Origin of the sequence: Gordonia zhaorongruii (genome assembly GCF_007559005.1) — a bacterium.
GTDB lineage: Bacteria > Actinomycetota > Actinomycetes > Mycobacteriales > Mycobacteriaceae > Gordonia > Gordonia zhaorongruii.
Genome location: NZ_CP041763.1, coordinates 2,318,152 through 2,334,921, shown reverse-complemented (window position 1 = coordinate 2,334,921; position 16,770 = coordinate 2,318,152). Strand labels below are relative to the sequence as shown.

At 66.1% G+C, this 16,770-nt stretch carries 16 protein-coding genes; 9 read left to right on the top strand and 7 right to left on the bottom strand.

The features are described from left to right. Positions 1-9 precede the first annotated feature (9 nt). Positions 10-570: a TetR/AcrR family transcriptional regulator gene (locus FO044_RS10830; RefSeq protein ID WP_132991875.1), complete on the bottom strand. Its 561-nt coding sequence runs from the start codon at positions 568-570 to the stop codon at positions 10-12. Between the two features lie 224 nt (positions 571-794). On the opposite strand from FO044_RS10830, the gene FO044_RS10825 reads away from it, so the two are divergent. After that, positions 795-1,883, top strand: a complete 1,089-nt coding sequence (locus tag FO044_RS10825) for a YdcF family protein (RefSeq protein WP_132991874.1) — start codon at positions 795-797, stop codon at positions 1,881-1,883. Between the two features lie 14 nt (positions 1,884-1,897). Here the strand turns inward: FO044_RS10825 and FO044_RS10820 are convergent, their stop codons facing one another. The 3 genes from FO044_RS10820 to FO044_RS10810 all read right to left on the bottom strand — a co-directional run bounded on the left by FO044_RS10820 (position 1,898) and on the right by FO044_RS10810 (position 6,304). Next, positions 1,898-2,836 (bottom strand): alpha/beta hydrolase family protein, encoded by a 939-nt coding sequence (locus FO044_RS10820; protein WP_235831319.1) that lies wholly within the window; start codon positions 2,834-2,836, stop codon positions 1,898-1,900. A 29-nt stretch (positions 2,837-2,865) separates the two neighbouring features. After that, on the bottom strand, positions 2,866-3,765 hold the full coding sequence (locus FO044_RS10815) for a transporter substrate-binding domain-containing protein (protein WP_132991873.1): 900 nt from the start codon (positions 3,763-3,765) through the stop codon (positions 2,866-2,868). Positions 3,766-3,847: 82 nt separating this feature from the next. After that, the gene (locus FO044_RS10810) at positions 3,848-6,304 is read right to left on the bottom strand and encodes a beta-glucosidase (protein ID WP_132991872.1); all 2,457 of its coding nucleotides are present in this window, start codon (positions 6,302-6,304) and stop codon (positions 3,848-3,850) included. 104 nt (positions 6,305-6,408) lie between these two features. On the opposite strand from FO044_RS10810, the gene FO044_RS10805 reads away from it, so the two are divergent. The 3 genes from FO044_RS10805 to FO044_RS10795 are packed head-to-tail and all read left to right on the top strand — an operon-like array spanning position 6,409 to position 7,632. Then, positions 6,409-6,795 (top strand): PIN domain-containing protein, encoded by a 387-nt coding sequence (locus FO044_RS10805; protein ID WP_132991871.1) that lies wholly within the window; start codon positions 6,409-6,411, stop codon positions 6,793-6,795. A gap of 57 nt (positions 6,796-6,852) precedes the next feature. Continuing rightward, entirely contained in the window at positions 6,853-7,065 is a 213-nt protein-coding gene (locus FO044_RS10800) for a hypervirulence associated TUDOR domain-containing protein (RefSeq protein WP_132991870.1), read from the top strand. 12 nt (positions 7,066-7,077) lie between these two features. After that, complete coding sequence (locus tag FO044_RS10795) at positions 7,078-7,632, top strand: DUF488 domain-containing protein (protein ID WP_132991869.1); 555 nt, start codon at positions 7,078-7,080, stop codon at positions 7,630-7,632. 91 nt (positions 7,633-7,723) lie between these two features. Here FO044_RS10795 and arfB read toward each other — a convergent pair whose 3' ends face one another. Then, the gene (gene arfB / locus FO044_RS10790) at positions 7,724-8,167 is read right to left on the bottom strand and encodes an alternative ribosome rescue aminoacyl-tRNA hydrolase ArfB (RefSeq protein WP_132991868.1); all 444 of its coding nucleotides are present in this window, start codon (positions 8,165-8,167) and stop codon (positions 7,724-7,726) included. 91 nt (positions 8,168-8,258) lie between these two features. Here arfB and FO044_RS10785 point away from each other — a divergent pair, with 91 nt between their 5' ends. The 5 genes from FO044_RS10785 (at position 8,259) to FO044_RS10765 (ending at position 14,781) form a co-directional block, all read left to right on the top strand. Then, positions 8,259-8,732 carry an HXXEE domain-containing protein gene (locus FO044_RS10785; protein ID WP_165943036.1) on the top strand — a complete coding sequence of 158 codons (474 nt, stop codon included), beginning with the start codon at positions 8,259-8,261 and terminating at the stop codon, positions 8,730-8,732. Positions 8,733-8,848: 116 nt separating this feature from the next. Next, positions 8,849-10,453, top strand: coding sequence for an HNH endonuclease signature motif containing protein (locus tag FO044_RS10780; protein ID WP_244945749.1), 1,605 nt, complete (start codon positions 8,849-8,851; stop codon positions 10,451-10,453). A 183-nt stretch (positions 10,454-10,636) separates the two neighbouring features. Beyond that, the gene (locus tag FO044_RS10775) at positions 10,637-12,094 is read left to right on the top strand and encodes an amino acid permease (protein WP_132991866.1); all 1,458 of its coding nucleotides are present in this window, start codon (positions 10,637-10,639) and stop codon (positions 12,092-12,094) included. Between the two features lie 43 nt (positions 12,095-12,137). Next, on the top strand, positions 12,138-13,157 hold the full coding sequence (locus FO044_RS10770) for an AraC family transcriptional regulator (RefSeq protein ID WP_132991865.1): 1,020 nt from the start codon (positions 12,138-12,140) through the stop codon (positions 13,155-13,157). A gap of 124 nt (positions 13,158-13,281) precedes the next feature. After that, a complete protein-coding gene (locus FO044_RS10765) occupies positions 13,282-14,781 on the top strand; it encodes a flavin-containing monooxygenase (protein WP_132991864.1) in 1,500 nt (499 codons plus the stop codon). Positions 14,782-14,958: 177 nt separating this feature from the next. On the opposite strand, the gene FO044_RS10760 is transcribed toward FO044_RS10765, so the two are convergent. After that, on the bottom strand, positions 14,959-15,753 hold the full coding sequence (locus FO044_RS10760) for an ABC transporter permease (protein ID WP_132991863.1): 795 nt from the start codon (positions 15,751-15,753) through the stop codon (positions 14,959-14,961). Continuing rightward, the gene (locus tag FO044_RS10755; RefSeq protein ID WP_186290534.1) at positions 15,750-16,667 is read right to left on the bottom strand and encodes an ABC transporter ATP-binding protein; all 918 of its coding nucleotides are present in this window, start codon (positions 16,665-16,667) and stop codon (positions 15,750-15,752) included. The genes FO044_RS10760 and FO044_RS10755 overlap by 4 nt, the downstream gene beginning before the upstream one ends. Between the last annotated feature and the right edge of the window lie 103 nt (positions 16,668-16,770).

The window sequence follows — 16,770 nt, the reverse complement described above, 5'->3', positions numbered from 1 at the left end:
GCTTCTCTTTCAGGGGGTGGGGTGGCGGAGGTTGTGAGAGAGGATCGTGGCCCACTCCTCATCGATGTCGGCGACGCCTGCGGCGACGACGAGGTGACAGAGCTGTCCATACGCGATGAAGCGCTGAACGTCGAGGTCGGTGCCCCCGGAACGTTCCTTCGCGAACTGCGTGATGCGAGCCAGTCCGCGTCTCAGCGCGTCGCCGATCGCGGGGATGCCTGCGACGGACTGGGCGTGCACCTGGATCAGCAGCAGCGTCCGGTCGGCGATGAGGTCGGCGTAGGCGTCGCCCAGCTTGTCGAGAACTGCGGTGGGTGACGCCTCTCCGTGCGACGTGTCGGCCGATGCGAGGGTTGCTTCGATCTGGTCGAAACATGCATCGACTGCTACGACGAACAACTGCTCTTTCCCCGGGAACAGCTTGAACACGTACGCGGTGGAGATGCCGGCTTCGCGGGCGACGTCGGCCACGGTAGTCCCGCCGTATCCGCCTCTGGAGAATGCGCGAAGAGCGGCGGCGGCGATCAGCGGTCGTCGTGAGTCGGCGGTGGAGAGTGTTTTCGCTGCCATGTGAGTGACTGTACACTCACTCTTTCGTTCGGTGTGCCTCAACGAACGAGCGAGCATCGGCCTCGATCAGCGACAAGGGAGCGGGGACTCGATCAGTCGGGGGTGGCGCGCGAGGCTCGATCAGCAGGGTGGTGAGGCACTCGGTCAGCGGAGGAGCCGAAGGTGCGCAGCATCGGTAAGGTCCCATCAGTAGCTGAATGCTGAACTGACGGGGGAGCGCAGTAATGACGATCGCGACCATCTGCTTCGGAGTGCTCGCACTCGCGCTGTGGGCGGTGATGGGCGTGCGGATCGTCCGCGAGCCCCGGCACACCGGGTACGGCATGGGGATCATCGGATGCGTTGTCGCAACGTGGATCTTCGTCGTACTGCTGGCCACGGGACTCTCACCCGAATCAGACCTCGCCGACATCGCGGTCTTCGGGCCGGTGGTGCTGGTCTTCGGTGCGGTGTTCGCCGCCGGCGTGTACCTGCTGGTCAACACCGTCATCGTGGTGCGCCGAGAAGGCCTGCGGGTGGCAACGCTGGTACCGGCGGTGTTCGGTCTGTTCCTGCTGACAGTCCTCGTCGCGACGGTCGTCACCGCCGTCGCACTGCTGACGGTGGAGTCGTACACCCCGATCGCGCTTCTCGTCCCGTTCGTCGTCATACCGATCGCGATCCTGGTGATCGCTCTCGTCGGGTACTCGACGTACGCGATCGTGTACAGCCGCTTGGGCAGGCCTGTGCCGTCCGACGCCGTGGTCGTACTGGGTGCGGGGCTCGCCGGCGACAGAGTGACCCCGCTACTGGCAGCTCGGATCGATCGCGGGATCGAGATGCTCGACGCGGCAGCGTCGCCGGGCCGCGAGCCACTGCTCGTGATGTCCGGCGGGAAAGGCGACGACGAGGCGCTCGCGGAGGCGGAGGCGATGGCCCGGTACGCGATCGACGCCGGGATCGAGGAGGGTCGGATCGTCCGTGAGGACACGTCGACCACCACCGAGGAGAACCTGATCAATTCGCGTGCCCTGCTCGCCGAGATCGGCCATCCCGCACCGGCATTGACGGTCGTGACGAGTGACTTCCACGTCTTGCGTGCCGCGTCGCTGACACGGCGGCTCGGGCTCGACGCGACGGTCATCGGTGCATCGACGGCCCGCTATTACGTGCCGGCGGGGTTTCTGCGCGAGTTCACCGCGTGCCTGGTGCACTACCGCCGAATCAACCTGATGGTGTGGGCTGCAGCTTCATGTCTCGTGTGGGCGATGCTGGCTCTCATCTGGTACCTCAGTGGCCTGCAGACCGAACTCGTCGAAGCAGGGGTCGCCTGATCGGCGGTCCGCCATCATCTCCGGTGCGCGTCGTGCGCAGCCCGGCTGATCGTCTCGATGATCTGTGGGAAGGTCTCCGAATCCGATGCGACGATCCGTGTGTGATCGACGCCGGGGAACCTCACGAGAGCGCCACGGCCGCCGGCCTTCTTCACTGCCTTCACGTACTTCGCCGACATGTTGGGAGCAACCACCTTGTCCGCGGTTCCGGTCATCGCGATGATCGGAGTCGCGGGGTCGATGTTCTCGATCGGACTCACTGACTCGTAGTGGTGGGGCACCTCACTGGGCAGGCCACCCATCACGCGGCGGGCGCGCGGATTGCCGTCGAGTACAGCCTGCCGCATGTCCAGGGTGCCGGCTAGTGAGATCACGTACGTGGGACGGAAAGCCGGCCTGGCACCGATCTCGTCGGGCTCGAGATTGTGTCGCGTTCCCGACCACATCGCGAGCTGTCCCCCGGCCGAATGTCCGGCGACGACGGCGTTCTCGGTCGATATCTCCGGCAGCGCCGCTTGAACGTGGGGGACGAAATCGACTGCGGCGGCGACGTCTTTGAAGGTAGTCGGCCATCCGCCGCCGGACCCGACTCGTCGGTACTCGAGGTTGTAGACGGCGAGGCCGCGTTCGGCGAGCCGCCGGGACAGCGAGACGAACACATCGGCACCCAGCTTGGACTGCCATCCACCGCCGTGGATCAACACGACGAGAGGCACGCTGCCCGGCTCGTGGTTGCCCGGCGGGAGATACACGTCCGCCCAGTTCTGGCGATCGTCTCGATCGCCGGTCGTCGTCGGATACAGATAGCGGTCCACGGTTACGTCCGACGACGACTCGACCTTCCCCAGCGCCTGCGCCGCCGCACCGCGGTCCGCAGGCTTCGCCGGAGTGATGCCGGACGAGTCGTCGTCCGAACTGCAGCTCGTCAGCGCGAGTGCGAGGGCGACAGCCAACGGGAGTCCTCTGCCCCAGCTGCGGAGCATCATATGATCGCCCCGTTGACCGTCGACGTCTTGATCATGCCGTCGAGGTTCCACTTGTGTGCGATCGAAGTCAGGTCGCCTCGGTCGATCACGTGCTGGATGGCGACCCTCAGGACCTCACTCAGCTCCGATCCCTTCGCGATCGCGAATCCGTACGGCTGGGTGTCGAAGACGTCGCCGGCGGTCTCCAGCGTGCCTCGGGCTCGACCCACGGCCGTCGCGATCACCACCGAGTCGGCGGACAGCGCTTCGGCCGACCCGCGAGTGACGGCCCGGACCGCATCCTCCTGAGTGGGTGCTGCGACGATCTTGATCGGCTTATCACCCACCGTCTCGCACGCCTTGCTCTTCGCCGGCAGCTCCACAGTGCGCTGAACGGTGCCTTCGGCTGCGGCGACGGTGCGGCCGCACGCATTGTTCGGGTCGACAGTCTCGCCCGAACGCTGCGCCCACCGGGTGCCGCCGCGGAAGTAGGTCACCATGTCCACGGACTTCTGCCGCGCGAGGGTGTCGAAGAATCCGCGAGACCCCACGTCGTAGGTGCCGTCGATGACCCCCGGAAGGATCTGTTCGAAGCGAGTCTGGCGGAGGTCGAGGCGTAGGCCGAGCACCTCGGACACCCGCCGCAGGACGTCGACGTCGAATCCGGTCAGCGTGCCGCTCGCGTCCCTGCCGACCATCGGCTCGTACGGTGCACTGGTGCCGACCGTGAGCTTTCCTGATCCTCGGATCGAGTCGGGCACCCGCGCAGCCAAGCCGGCATCGGCAGCGGAAGACGTCGGAGGCTGTGACTCGTCGGCTCGGCGGTCGCCGTCGTCGGAACTGCAGCCGGCGACGAGCAGTGCGACGACCAGGCCGATCAACAGCGCAGGGCTCCTCCGGAGTCGTTCAGAGCTCACAGCAACCGATCCTAATGATATTTCGTGCCGGCATCTTCGGGTTCGGGCGATTGGTTGACGACCGCCCTTCGGTGATCGAGCGCTAGTCGATCGTGACGTCGACGGACTCCTGAAGATCGTCCACCGAGAAGCCGACGTGCAGGGTGAATGTTCCTGTCTCGTATTGCCAGCCGTCGTCCCAGTGGGCGAATGCCCGCCGTGGGACGGCGATCTCCACCGTCGACTCCGCATCGGCGTCGGCCCGAACGACAGTGGAGCCGACGAGCCAGCGAACCGGGCGGTCGATCGCCGAATCGTCGCGGGACGCATATACCTGCACGACCTGCTTTCCGGTGCGGGAGCCGGTGTTCCGGAGCGTCACCTGCACGTCCGTAGCGCCCTCGGCGCCGTCAGCAGTCGTCACCGCGTCGAGTTCCCAGGTGGTGTAACCGAGACCGGTGCCGAACGGGTATGCCGGCGTCCGGTCGGCCTTCAACCAGGCGCGATATCCGATATGAATGCCTTCGTCGTAGCGCAGCGCGCCGTCGCGCGGGGTCACGTCGATGACGGGTACGTCCTCCTGCGTGGCCGGCCAGGTCGTCGGCAGGCGGCCGCCCGGTTCGCGCACGCCGGTCAGCACGTCTGCGATCGCGTTGCCGTACTCCTGACCGCCGAAATACGTTGCGACCAGAGCCGCGGCCTTCCCACGCCAGGGGAGGAGGACGGGTGATCCGCTGTTGACCAGCACGATGGTGCGTGAGTTGGCCGCGAGTACGGCCTCGACCAGCTCGTCCTGGCCGCCTGGCAGTGCCAGGGACTCGCGGTCGCTGCCCTCGGACTCGACGCTCGAGTCGGTGCCCACGACGACGACGGCGACATCGGCGCCGCGTGCCGCCTCGGTCGCCTCGCATAGCAGGGCCTCCGGGTCGGAGGCGTCGGGCTCGATGCCGACGCTCAGTGCGAGGGAGTTCGACAGACCGCCGTCGGACTTCCTCGGCGTCAGCTCGATGCGGATCTCGATAGGTTGGTCGACGACGAGGTCCACCGGTGTGGTCGACGCGGTCGATGCCATCAGCGCCGCCCCGAGGTCGTCACCGTCAGGTTCCGAGGTGAGTTCGGCTCGTAAGTCACCGTCGATGTGGATGCGCCCGGTCCCGACCGACGTGAAACCGAGGTGTGCGCTGCGAGTGCGCGGTGGGGAGTAGACGGTGCGGAACTCCACCGTCGACGCCTCGCCGACGGGCGCTGCGCCGCCGAAGTAGATCAGGGAGCTCGCGAAGCGATTCTCCGAATAGAGCTCGTTTCCATCGGCGTCCAGGAAACGCACTGCAGCTCCGGCGTCACCGGTCACCGGGTTGCGCATCCGCTCCGGCTCGAGATCGGAGAGCCCCTCCCGCACAGCGATGCCGAGCGCGTAGTTCACCTCGGCGTCGGGGAAGGCGGAGATGATGCCGTCGAGTGGCGACACGACATGGTCCGGAACCACAGTCGCACTCCCGCCGCCCTGCGTGCGCGGATCGTCGGCGTGGTGCCCGATGACCGCGATGCTTCCCACATCCGGGCCCAGCGGGAGAAGTCCATCGTTGCGCAGCAGCACCATGCCTTCGGCTTCCGCCTCGCGGGCGAAAGAGACGCCGTCTTCGACGTCCCCGAGCGCTGCTGCGGGTTCGAAGCCGTCGAGTGCATCGACACGCGCGGCCAACGAGAGGACGCGGAGCACCTTCCGGTCCACTGCGGCCGCGGGGATCTCGCCGCTGCGAACCGCCTCGACGAGCGCATCGCCCCACGGTCCAGAAGGCCCGGGCATGACGACGTCCTGACTGTGCCGCGCGCTCTCCAGGCTGCGTACGGCGAGCCAGTCGCTGATGACGACGCCGTCGAAGCCCCACTCGTCGTTGAGCGGACTCTCCAGGAGATCGTTCTCGGTCGCGGTCGTACCGTTGACGGAGTTGTAGGCGCTCATGACGAGCCACGCCCGCGCATCGACCACGGGCTTCTCGAAGGCCAGCAGATACAGCTCGCGGAGAGCGCGTTCGCTCACCTGCACATCCGCGGTGAAGCGGTCGGTCTCGAAGTCGTTGGCCACGTAGTGCTTCGGGGTGGCGCCGACGCCGTTCCTCTGGACTCCGTGGACGTACGCGGCCGCGAGGTCCGCGGTGAGCACGGGGTCCTCGCTGAAGGCTTCGAAATGGCGGCCGCCAAGCGGAGAGCGATGCAGGTTGATGGTCGGGCCGAGTACGACGTCCACGCCCTTGCGGCGGGCCTCGTAAGCGCAGACGGCCCCGTAGCGTTCGGCGATCTCCGGATCCCACGACGACGACAGCGCGGTGGCGGAGGGGAGACTCAGCGACGGCGAACGTTCGTCCCACACCGGTCCCCGCACACCACTGGGGCCGTCAGAGAACACCAGACTCCGCAGCCCGATCCGTTCCTCCGGATGGGTCGACCAGAAATCGCGCCCGGTGAGCAGTCGCACCTTCTCCTCGAGACTGAGCTTCTCCACGAGCAGGCGCAGCGCGTCCGCAAGCTGATCGACGGGGCTACCGGCTTGGTTGGACACATCGTCTCCTCGGTGTGGGCTGTTCGGGTCGACGGGTGCAGGCTAACAAGGCGTCACGACCGGTGCGCTCCGAAAGGGCAGTGGTGCATGGCAGGGTGGCGGTCATGACAGATTCCGCGCGGGTGACCGTGGTGGTGGACTCGGCCAATTGCGTCGGGAGCGTTCCGGACGGTTGGTGGCGCGACCGGATCGGTGCGACGCTGCGGCTGCGTGACGGCATCTCGCCGGATGACCTTCGCCTCGCTCTCGATCTGTACGAGACTCCGCTGGTGGTGCTCGTCGTGGAAGGACGTGCCCGGGGCGTCGAATCGTCCGAGGCGGTGCGGGTGGTCGACGCGCCCGGTAGCGGTGACGACATGATCGTGCAGGTCGTCGCAGAGATCTCCGATCGAGGAGGGGCGACTGTGGTCGTGACCGCGGACCGGGAGCTGCGGTCGCGGGTGACCGAGCTGGGGGCCCGCGTGGCAGGCCCCAGGATCGTGCGGCCGTGAGCTCGTCGGACTCAGCGGTCCGACTCGTGTCACGTCCGGAATTGGTACCTTGCGGACATGGGTGATGATCTCGCTGTCGGCGACCACGTCGGTTGGAACTCCGAAGCCGGGGAGGTCTCCGGTGTCATCGTGAAGAAGCACACGAGTGATACCGAGTACAAGGGGCACATGCGGCGATGCAGCCCGGACGATCCGCAGTACGAGATCAAGAGCGACAAGACCGACCACGTGGCCATGCACAAGGCCGGCGCGCTCCATCGGATCGACTGAACGGTTCCTCACGTGGACGAGCCCGGAACCATCTGGACCATTGGACACTGGACCTGTCCGATCCCCGAATTCCTCGCACCGCTGGACGAGCATCGCATTGAGGTGCTCGTGGACGTGCGCGCTCACCCCGGCTCGCGCCGCAACCCGCAGTTCGGGTCGGACGCGATGGCCGAATGGCTCCCGGAAGACGGCATCGACTATCGGCGGATCATCGAACTCGGCGGTCGGCGACGGCGCCAGGACGTAGATCCGAGTATCAACGCCGCATGGCAGAACCAGAGTTTCAAGAACTACGCGGATCACACTCTCACGGAGGAGTACCGCAACGGCATCGACGAGCTGACCGGCATCGCCCGGTCGCGTCGGGTCGCCGTCATGTGCGGCGAGCCGATGCCGTGGCGGTGCCATCGACTGATCATCGCCAACACGCTCGTCGCACAGGGATGGGCCGTCGAGCATCTGGTCACGGGCGGTGCTCCTCGCAAGCACGTGCTCGGCCAGTGGGGTGCGACGCCCGTCGTCGACGGCGATGGTCGCGTGACGTATCCGGATCTGTCAGGGGGCTGAGTGCGGCGACATCGGGTATGCCTCAGCAGCGTGGTGAAGCAGCGCAGCTGCGTTCCATCGTGGATATGCGGTATGCGCATCCGATCCCGCATCAATCCTGATCGCCGGGCTTTCGCCGCGTCGCCTTCGTCTGCGAACGCCGACGCTTCCCCTCGAGCCGTCGGCGTCGGGCCCCTCTTGTGGGCCGGGTCGGTCGTCGGATGACCGGTGGCGCAACGGCTTCGCGAAGAATCGCAGCGAGGCGTTCTCGCGCCGCCACCCGGTTGTGACGTTGCGACCGGTGCTCGGCGGCGTCGATCGTGAGCACGCCGCCTGAGGTTCGTGCGGCGAGCCGTTCGATGACGCGCTCGCGCTGGGCGTCAGTCAACGCCGTAGTCGTTCTCAGGTCGAGACTGAGCTGCACACGCGAGTCGGTCGTGTTGACGCCTTGACCGCCCGGCCCTGAGGCTCGGGAGAACTGCTCTGCCAACTCGCCTGCCGGAACGCAGAGACCGCGCGGTGCACCGGGTCCCGGTAGTACGTGCAGGTCGTCCATGTCGATCAGTCTGCCGCACGTGGCGCGCTCGGCGGCGTGTGACAATCGCGGGACGGGACGCAGTCGAAGGTGCGTCCGGAGAGGGAGCGCTGTGAAAGGTCCGATCGCACTCTTCGTCGCATGGGCGTTGCACGACGTCGAGGAGGCCATCATGTTCCCGGGGACGTGTGATCAGCTTGCGGATCGCACGGGCATCGAGAGCCTGCGCATCGATACGCGGCAGTCGTGGGCGGCGGTCGGTCTCATGGGAGTGCTGATCGCCTTCCTGTGCAGTCGCGGTTCGCGCACGGAAGGGGAATCGCGGTTGTACCGGGCGGCGATAGCGGGACTCGAGGCCCACGTCGGTACTCACCTCGCTGGATCGGTGGTGCAGCGTGGTTACACGGCCGGGGTTGTGACAGCGGTTCCGGTCATGCTGCCCGGAACGGTCATGGCGCGACGCGAACTCCGCCGGCGGGGCACTCCGCTGACTCGCCGCGACTACGTGAACGGGTTCGCTCTGCTCGTCCCGGCAGCGATCGTGTGTCAGGCGATCGCACGAATGGTTCCGCGGAACGTTCGCTGAACCAGATCTGATCGTACCGCGAGCACTCTTAACTATCTCGAAACTACTATCGAATATGTAGTGGCATACATCACTCATTGACCATATAATGAGGGAGAAGCAAGGAGATCAGGGGGGTGATCGAGGTGGACGGTATCGAGTCGGACGTCCTTCCTGACTCCCCGTTGGAGTTGATCGAGTTGATCGATGCGGCGACGAACAAGCTCGCGTCGGCTCGGTTGCAGACCTTGTCGGAGGATGAACTCCTGTCGGGCGTGGAGGTGTTCGAGCGGGCGCATCGTCGCGGTGACGGGGTCGATGCCCAACTGCTCATCGAGGTCTCCGATCGAGGTGCCTACCGGAAGGTCGGCTGTTTGAGCCCGGCGACGTTTCTCGAGCAGTGGATGCGATTGGGCTCCGGTCCCGGTAAACGTCGCCGTGATGCGGCGGCCAAGATCGGGCGGATGACCAATATGCAGGGGGAGCAGGTCGACCCGGTCCTGCCCGGGACGGCCGATGCGGTCGCTGACGGTGCCTCCTCGATCGATCACGTTCTGGAGATCGAATCGATCATGGACCGGATTCCGCACCGCGTCCCGGCCGACATCCGTGCTGAAGCCGAAGCTCAACTCGCCCAAGCCGCCCGCGAACTGGCCCCCAGAGCGCTCAACTTCGTGGGTGCCCGACTGCTGGCGCACCTGGATCCCGACGGTGAACTCACCGACGACGTCGACCGGAAACGCACCCGGGGCTTCAGTCTGCAAGCACAAGACCGTCGGCTGATGTCGAAGGTGCGGGCCTGTCTGAAACCCGAACTGCGAGCCAAGCTCGAATCACTGCTGGTGCTGTGGGCCGCACCCGGAATGAACAACCCCGACGATCCCGATTCTCCGTTCGGGGCCTCCTCTGACGCCGATCCGGCCGCACTCGCTGGGGCCCGTGAACGCGATGACCGAACGTCCTCCCAGCGAGGCCACGACGCGCTCGAGGCCATGTGCGAATACCTCATCGGACACGGTGGGCTGGGAAAGCCGTCGTCGTTGCCCGCTCATCTGGTGATCACCACCTCGCTCGAGAACCTCGAGAAGCGTTCGGGCGTCGCCCACACGGCCACCGGGGCCAGGGTGCCGGTCCGCGATCTGGTCGAGTTGGCAGCGACCGCGACACCGTGGCTCGAGGTGTTCGCCGACCACTCGACATCGATCCTGTACCTCGGCCGCGGACGACGCCTGGCCTCGCTGCAGCAGCGTCTGGCGATCTTCGGTCGCGATCGCGGGTGCACCGCACCGAACTGCACCGTTCCATTCGTGCGCACCGAAGCCCATCACCTGCCCGACTGGCAGCACGGCGGGCCCACAGACATCGATCACCTCGGCGGCGCCTGCGGGGGTCACAACCGGAGGGTCAGCACCGAACGGGGCGGCTGGGAGACCATCATCATCCCGACCGGACCCTACGAAGGGCGTGTCGGCTGGCGACCGACCGGAACCCACCAGTCGTGGCAGGTCAATCACGCCCACCAACCGGAACGCATTCTCGACGGCCAACGCGACGGCCGACTCGACGGCCCCAGACCCGATGTCGGAGAGACCGGCACCGTAGGCCAGGCGCCGCAGGTCTTCAGTCGCTCGCGCATCGAACGCTGGCTCACCTGCCGGATGCCCGCCCCGCCGCCACCAGGTCCGGCGCCACCCGACGGCGTCGAGATCATCGCCAACCCTCTGCCCGACTTCCCGCAGTAGGCAGGGGGCATCCCCACGTGATCCTCGTCCGGTATGCCGCGTATCGCATGTGCAGATCACGAACTTGGTCCGGAATGCGTTAAGGTGCAGGCGTTTTCTATGTGAACCGATAGTCGGTACGCGCCTGATTGCGAGTAGATTCCCCCTGGTTGACGATGGCCGCTGATCAGGGAGAGGACGCCGGTGACGAGTACACGGCAGAACGGCACGGGCACCGCTGAAGTGGACGAGGGCTACCAGCGGGGTCTCAATTCCCGCACGGTGCAGATGATCGCCATCGGCGGCGCGATCGGCACCGGCCTGTTCTACGGTTCCGGCGGTGCCATCGAGAAAGCCGGTCCGGCGCTTCTCCTCGCGTACGCGGCGGCCGGCCTCGCGATCTTCATCGTCATGCGGTCACTCGGCGAGCTCCTGATCTACCGGCCGGTGTCCGGCGGAATCAGCGAGTACGCAGACGAGTTCCTCGGCCGCTACGCCGGATTCACGCAGGGCTGGACCTATTGGGCCGTATGGACCACGACGTGCATGGCCGAGATAACGGTGGCCGGGAAGTACGTCAACTACTGGTGGCCGTCGATCCCCGTGTGGGTCACCGCCCTTGTTGCGCTGATCGTGCTGTTCGCGGCGAATCTCATCTCCGTCGGCGTCTTCGGTCGCACTGAGTTCTGGTTCTCGGCCATCAAGGTGACCGCGATTCTCGGCATGATCGTGATCGGCATCGGTGTGCTGCTGCCGATCTCCGGTCTGGGGCCGGACGTCGGACCTTCGGTCAGCAACATCTGGAGTCAGGGAGGCTTCTTCTCCACTGGATTCACCAATGCGCTCCTGAGCCTGCAGATCGTGATGTTCGCCTACGTCGGCGTGGAGCTCGTCGGTGTCACCGCGGGGGAGGCGGAGAATCCGCGCGTGACTCTCCGGCGTGCCATCAACACGGTGCCGTTCCGCATCGGCGTGTTCTACATCGGCGCCCTGCTGGTGATCCTGTCGGTGCGCAGCTGGCGGGACTACCAGGAAGGACAGAGTCCGTTCGTCGCGGTCTTCGAGTACATCGGGATCCCCGGCGCGGCCGGAATCGTAAATTTCATCCTGCTCACTGCAGCTCTGTCGTCATGCAACTCGGGAATCTACTCGACGGGCCGTATGCTTCGCTCGCTCTCCCGACGTGGGGACGCACCGAAGTCGCTCGACAAGCTGTCGGGCCGCCAGGTGCCGGTCTCGGGAATCGTGCTGAGTGCCGTCGTGATGGCGATCGGCGTCCTCGTGAACGTGATCGACCCCGACCACGCGTTCACGTACATCACCTCGGTGTCGACGGTCGGCATCGTCGTCGTGTGGGCGACGATCATCGCCTGTCAGATGATGTACCGCAGAAAGGTAGCGGCAGGCCTCCTGCCGGCCTCCGACTATCGGGTGCCAGGAGCGCCGGTGACCACCGTTCTGACGCTGCTCTTCCTCGCAATGGTCCTCGTCCTCCTGTTCTTCAGTGAGAACGGACGAATCGCGCTCACGGTCGGAGCGGTCTGGTTCATCGGAGTGACGGTCGGATACTTCGCATGGTCGCGACGTACCCCGACGCGGCCCTCTCCGACAGCTTCGACTGCGCGGAGGGCGCCGAAGTCCCGGTCGAGCCTCACGAGCTGACAGCACCGCTGACCGGAGCGGTTGTGCCGCTACCATCTCGGACATGGACTGGAGTATTCCGAGGTCATCGGCAGGTGTCTTGATCCTGCTCGACCTCGCAGACCGGCACGGCGTGGCAGTCGCCGATTGTCTCGCCGGCACCGGCCTGCTTCCGAATCAGTTAGAACAGCCTGGCTCGGAAGTCCTCCCGCGCCAAGAACTGGATGTCATCGCGAACCTGGTCGGCACTCTCGCCGATCCGGCGGGGCTCGGTGTCGAGGCCGGTGCTCGCTTCCAGCTGACCACCTACGGAATCTTCGGGTTCGCGCTCATCAGCAGCCCAACCCTGCGCAACGCGGTCGAAATCGGTCTGCGGTACCTCGACCTCACCTTCGCCTACTCGCGAATCCGCGCACGGGAGCATTCGGGTGGGTTCGATCTGGTCATCGATGCGCCTGGCGTACCGGAGTCGTTGGCGCAGTTCGTGATCGCTCGCGATACGGCTGCGATACGCACCATTCAACGTGACCTCCTCGCAGACCGCTCTCCGCCTGTCGTCGGCGTCCGGTTCGCGTTCGATCCGCCCGCGGACGACGCTCCGTACGTCGAGGCTCTCGGTGTGCGGCCGGAGTTCGGCTGCGCGGAGACCGCGCTGTCGATACCGAACAGCCAACTCGATGTGCCATTACCGCGCGCCGACGCGCACACAGCTGAGATCGCCCAAGCGCAGTGCCGAGAGCTGCTGCGTGCCAGGGAGGCTCGATCGGGTATCGCCGGTCGCGTGCAAGATCTCCTGGCCGCCGATCCCGCGAATCCACCGTCAGCTGCCCGCGCTGCCCGGGAGCTCAACCTGAGTACCCGCACACTGCGCCACCGATTGGCGGCCGAAGGCGTCTCGTATCGCGGGTTGCTGCAGGAGATGCGCAGGCGGCTGGCCGAGGAGATGCTGGTGACCGCTCGCCTCACCGTCGCCGAGACGGCTCAGCGTCTCGGCTATCTCGAGGTGTCGAGCTTCTCGCAGGCATTCCGTCGCTGGCACGGATGCGGGCCTGCGGAGTACGCGCGTCGGCGCCTGGGTCGCTGATCTTCCTGGGGCCGGCATTGCCGAAACGAGTAACTCCGATGCCGTCGCGCACCTCCCGGGCGTCATCGCCCGTCGATAGCGTGAGCTGTCAGCACACTCACGCACTTCGCAGAAGGAGGCAGTCATGCCGGCAGAATCACCGCGCAGCCCGTCGATCGCGATCATCGGCACCGGGTTCGGTGGTCTCGGGATGGCCGCCACACTGAAGCGGGCGGGCTTCGACGACATCGTTCTCTTCGAGAAGTCCGACGCCGTCGGCGGCGTCTGGCGCGACAACGAGTACCCGGGCGCCGCGTGCGATGTGCCGTCGCATCTGTACTCGTACTCCTTCGCGCCGAAAGCCGACTGGACGCGCAGATTCGCTGAGCAGGCCGAGATCCTGGAATATCTGAACGAGTGCGCGGACACCTTCGACATCCGCCGCCACGTCCGCTTCGGCACCGAGGTGCTCGGTGCCGCATACGACGACGCCGCCGGCGAATGGGAACTCACCCTGTCGACCGGTGACACGCATCGAGCTGCCGTGTTCATCCCGGCAACCGGACAACTGAGCCGCCCGTCGTACCCGAGTATCCCGGGGCTCGACGAGTTCGCGGGGACCGTGTTCCACTCGTCGACCTGGGATCACGACTACGAGTTCGAGGGCAAACGAATCGCCGTCATCGGCACCGGGGCGTCCGCCGTTCAGTTCGTTCCGCACGTCGCCGAGCGGTCCGACCGGCTCGAGCTGTTTCAACGGAGCGCACCGCACGTGATCCCGAAGCCCGACTACCCGTACAAGCGTCGCGTGATCGACGGCTTCAAGCGCATCCCCGGATTGCTGCGAGCCTCGCGCATGGCGACCTACGCGTGGCTCGAACCCCGTGCTCTCGCGTTCAACCAGAGCTGGGCGGCGCCGGTGATGAACGCCGTCGAATGGAACTTCCGGCGCGTGCTGGCCCAGCAGATCGACGATCCGGTCCTCCGCGAGAAGCTGACGCCCACCGATGCGATCGGATGCAAGCGCATCCTGATGTCGAACGACTACTACCCGGCTCTCAACCGGCCCAACGTCGATGTCGTAACGGAGGGAATCGAACGTATCGAGTCCACCGGCGTGGTGACGGCCGACGGCGAGCTGCACGAGGTGGATGCGATCGTCCTCGGCACCGGTTTCGCGGCCACCGATTTCCTGGCGCCGATGACGATCACCGGTCGGGGAGGTGCCGATCTCAACGACGAGTGGCGCGACGGTGCGCACGCCTACCTGGGCATCACGGTGCCGCAGTTTCCCAACATGTTCATGCTGTACGGGCCCAACACCAACCTGTCGCACAACTCGATCGTGTTCATGCTCGAGTCGCAGTTCGCGTACGTGAAGGACGCCGTCCGGGAGTTGCGGCGCCGGAACCTGAAGTCGGTCGAGGTGCGCGCCGACGTCGAGTCCGACCACAACGCGCACGTTCAGCAGCTCCTCGGCGAGACGGTGTGGGCGACCGGCTGCGACGGGTGGTACACGACGGCCGACGGCAAGAACACCCAGAACTGGCCGGGCTTCACGTTCGCCTACAGATCCGCGACCCGACGATTCGACGTCGCGGCCTACCGTGCCCTTTCCGCTGGTCGAATCGCGGCGAAGCGTTAGACGAGACGGTCTATCGAAGGGGCCTGAGCGCGACGAAGCGGCGCCGCACTGAGACCCCTCACGCTCCACCGGGGTGGAGCAGTCTCAGCGGGCGCCGCTTCGCCTTTCACAGTGCAGTCGGGTCATCCGGGGAGAAGCGGGTGCCCCGACCGCCGGGAGCGTTCGAGTTCGGCTATCTCACTTGATCTCTGAACGCATGACTCGGTTGATTCCGAAGAACAGGGGAATCGCGACCCAGATCACGACCGCGACCACGATGCGTGCCCATTCGCCGCCGGTCACCGCGTCCGCCTCCTGCAGCGGGATCTGTGCGTGACCGAGATCGATCCAGTCGGTGAGATTCTCCCGGAACCACGGAATGAGTTCGGAGATCAGCGACATCACGGTCGGTACCGCGAAGTACGCGATGATCGCGCCCGCTGTGTGCAGGATCAGAGCAGCGAAAGCGAAGCCCATCAGCATGCCGATCACCTGGAGCAGGACGGCGTTCAGGAGACCCGATCCCGGGATCTCCCAGGAACCCGCCGGATCGTTGTAGGCGAGGCCTGCGAGCAGATTGCCGATCGCGCCGAAGATCAGCGCGACGACGATCGCGCCCAGTCCGGCGATCAGCGTCGCCGCGAGTTTCGCGATGATGATGCGTTCGCGCCGCGGTTCCATCGTGAACGTGGTGAGCGCTCCGCGCTGACTCCACTCACTCGTCACCAGCAGGATCGCCAGAATCGGCAGCAGGATGCCCATCGGGATGGTCATCATCTGGAAGAACGATCCGAAGTTGAGGCCGGCGGGATCGTTGCTGCCAGTGGCGAGTTTGACGACGGCGATGATCGCGGAGATGGCGCCGATCGATGCCGTTAGGGCGAAGCCGGCGCGGGTGTCGACGAGCTTGCGGAGCTCGACCTTGATCAGACGGGTCAGCGGGATTCCGGGGCTGTCGAACACGGCGGGTGCTGATGCTGCGGGCGCGGTCATGACTGAACTCCCTGGTTCACGGTGGTTTGGTCTCGCTGGGTCTTCTGCGTCAGCTGAAGGAACATCTCCTCCAAGCGGGCGCCGTCGCCGCCGCGAAGTTCGACGAGGTGCACACGGGCGTCGAGGGCGATGCGTCCGGCCACGTCCGGTGCGACCTCGACACGGAACCCGCCTCCGTCGGCGGGATGCGCGGCGACGTCTGCCGCGGAGAGCGCTCGCCCGAGCTGGTCGTTGTCGGCGGCACGGACGATGGCACCGGTACCTGCGAGGAGTTCCTCCTTGGTGCCCTGCGCGACGATCTTGCCGTGGCCGATGACGATCAGGTCGTCGGCGATGATCTCGATTTCGTGCAGGAGATGCGATGACAGCATGACGGTGCCGCCGCGGTTCGCGTAATCGCGGAGCAGGGTGCGCATCCAGTGGATGCCTGCCGGGTCGAGACCGTTGACCGGTTCGTCGAGGATCAGCACGCCCGGGTCGCCGAGAAGGGCGTTCGCGATGCCCAGACGCTGTCGCATGCCGAGCGAGTAGTTGCGAACCCGACGGCCGGCCTCCTCCTTGGACAAGCTGACCATGGCGAGCGCGTCGTCGACTCGTGACATCGGCACGCCCAGAGTCATCGCCGACAGTCGGAGGATCTCCCGCCCGGTCCGCCCCGCGTGCTGCGCCGAGGCATCGAGGAGGACGCCGACATGCAGAGTCGGATTGGGGATGTCGCGGTAGGCGGCGCCGCGGATGGTGGCGGTGCCTGCACCGGCGGGGGTCAGTCCGGCGATGATCCGCATCGTGGTCGACTTGCCTGCGCCGTTGGGTCCGAGGAAGCCGGTCACCCGGCCCGGTTTGCAGGTGAACGAGACATCGTCGACGGCTACGAAATCGCCGTAACGCTTGGAGAGGTTCTTCACTTCGATCATGGGACCAATCGTGGTCCTCACACGAGGAGATGTCATCCGCCGCGCGGACAATTCGGCGTACGACCAAAGTATGAGGCCGAAGTCGACCCGAGGCGGAGGCCCG

What these genes read in the sequence shown, in the direction of transcription:
- FO044_RS10830 (WP_132991875.1), bottom strand. Translation starts at nt 570, where the DNA reads ATGGCAGCGAAAACACTCTCCACCGCCGACTCACGACGACCGCTGATC.
- FO044_RS10825 (WP_132991874.1), top strand. Translation starts at nt 795, where the DNA reads ATGACGATCGCGACCATCTGCTTCGGAGTGCTCGCACTCGCGCTGTGG.
- FO044_RS10805 (WP_132991871.1), top strand. Translation starts at nt 6,409, where the DNA reads ATGACAGATTCCGCGCGGGTGACCGTGGTGGTGGACTCGGCCAATTGC.
- FO044_RS10800 (WP_132991870.1), top strand. Translation starts at nt 6,853, where the DNA reads ATGGGTGATGATCTCGCTGTCGGCGACCACGTCGGTTGGAACTCCGAA.
- arfB (WP_132991868.1), bottom strand. Translation starts at nt 8,167, where the DNA reads ATGGACGACCTGCACGTACTACCGGGACCCGGTGCACCGCGCGGTCTC.
- FO044_RS10770 (WP_132991865.1), top strand. Translation starts at nt 12,138, where the DNA reads ATGGACTGGAGTATTCCGAGGTCATCGGCAGGTGTCTTGATCCTGCTC.
- FO044_RS10765 (WP_132991864.1), top strand. Translation starts at nt 13,282, where the DNA reads ATGCCGGCAGAATCACCGCGCAGCCCGTCGATCGCGATCATCGGCACC.
- FO044_RS10760 (WP_132991863.1), bottom strand. Translation starts at nt 15,753, where the DNA reads ATGACCGCGCCCGCAGCATCAGCACCCGCCGTGTTCGACAGCCCCGGA.
- FO044_RS10755 (WP_186290534.1), bottom strand. Translation starts at nt 16,667, where the DNA reads ATGATCGAAGTGAAGAACCTCTCCAAGCGTTACGGCGATTTCGTAGCC.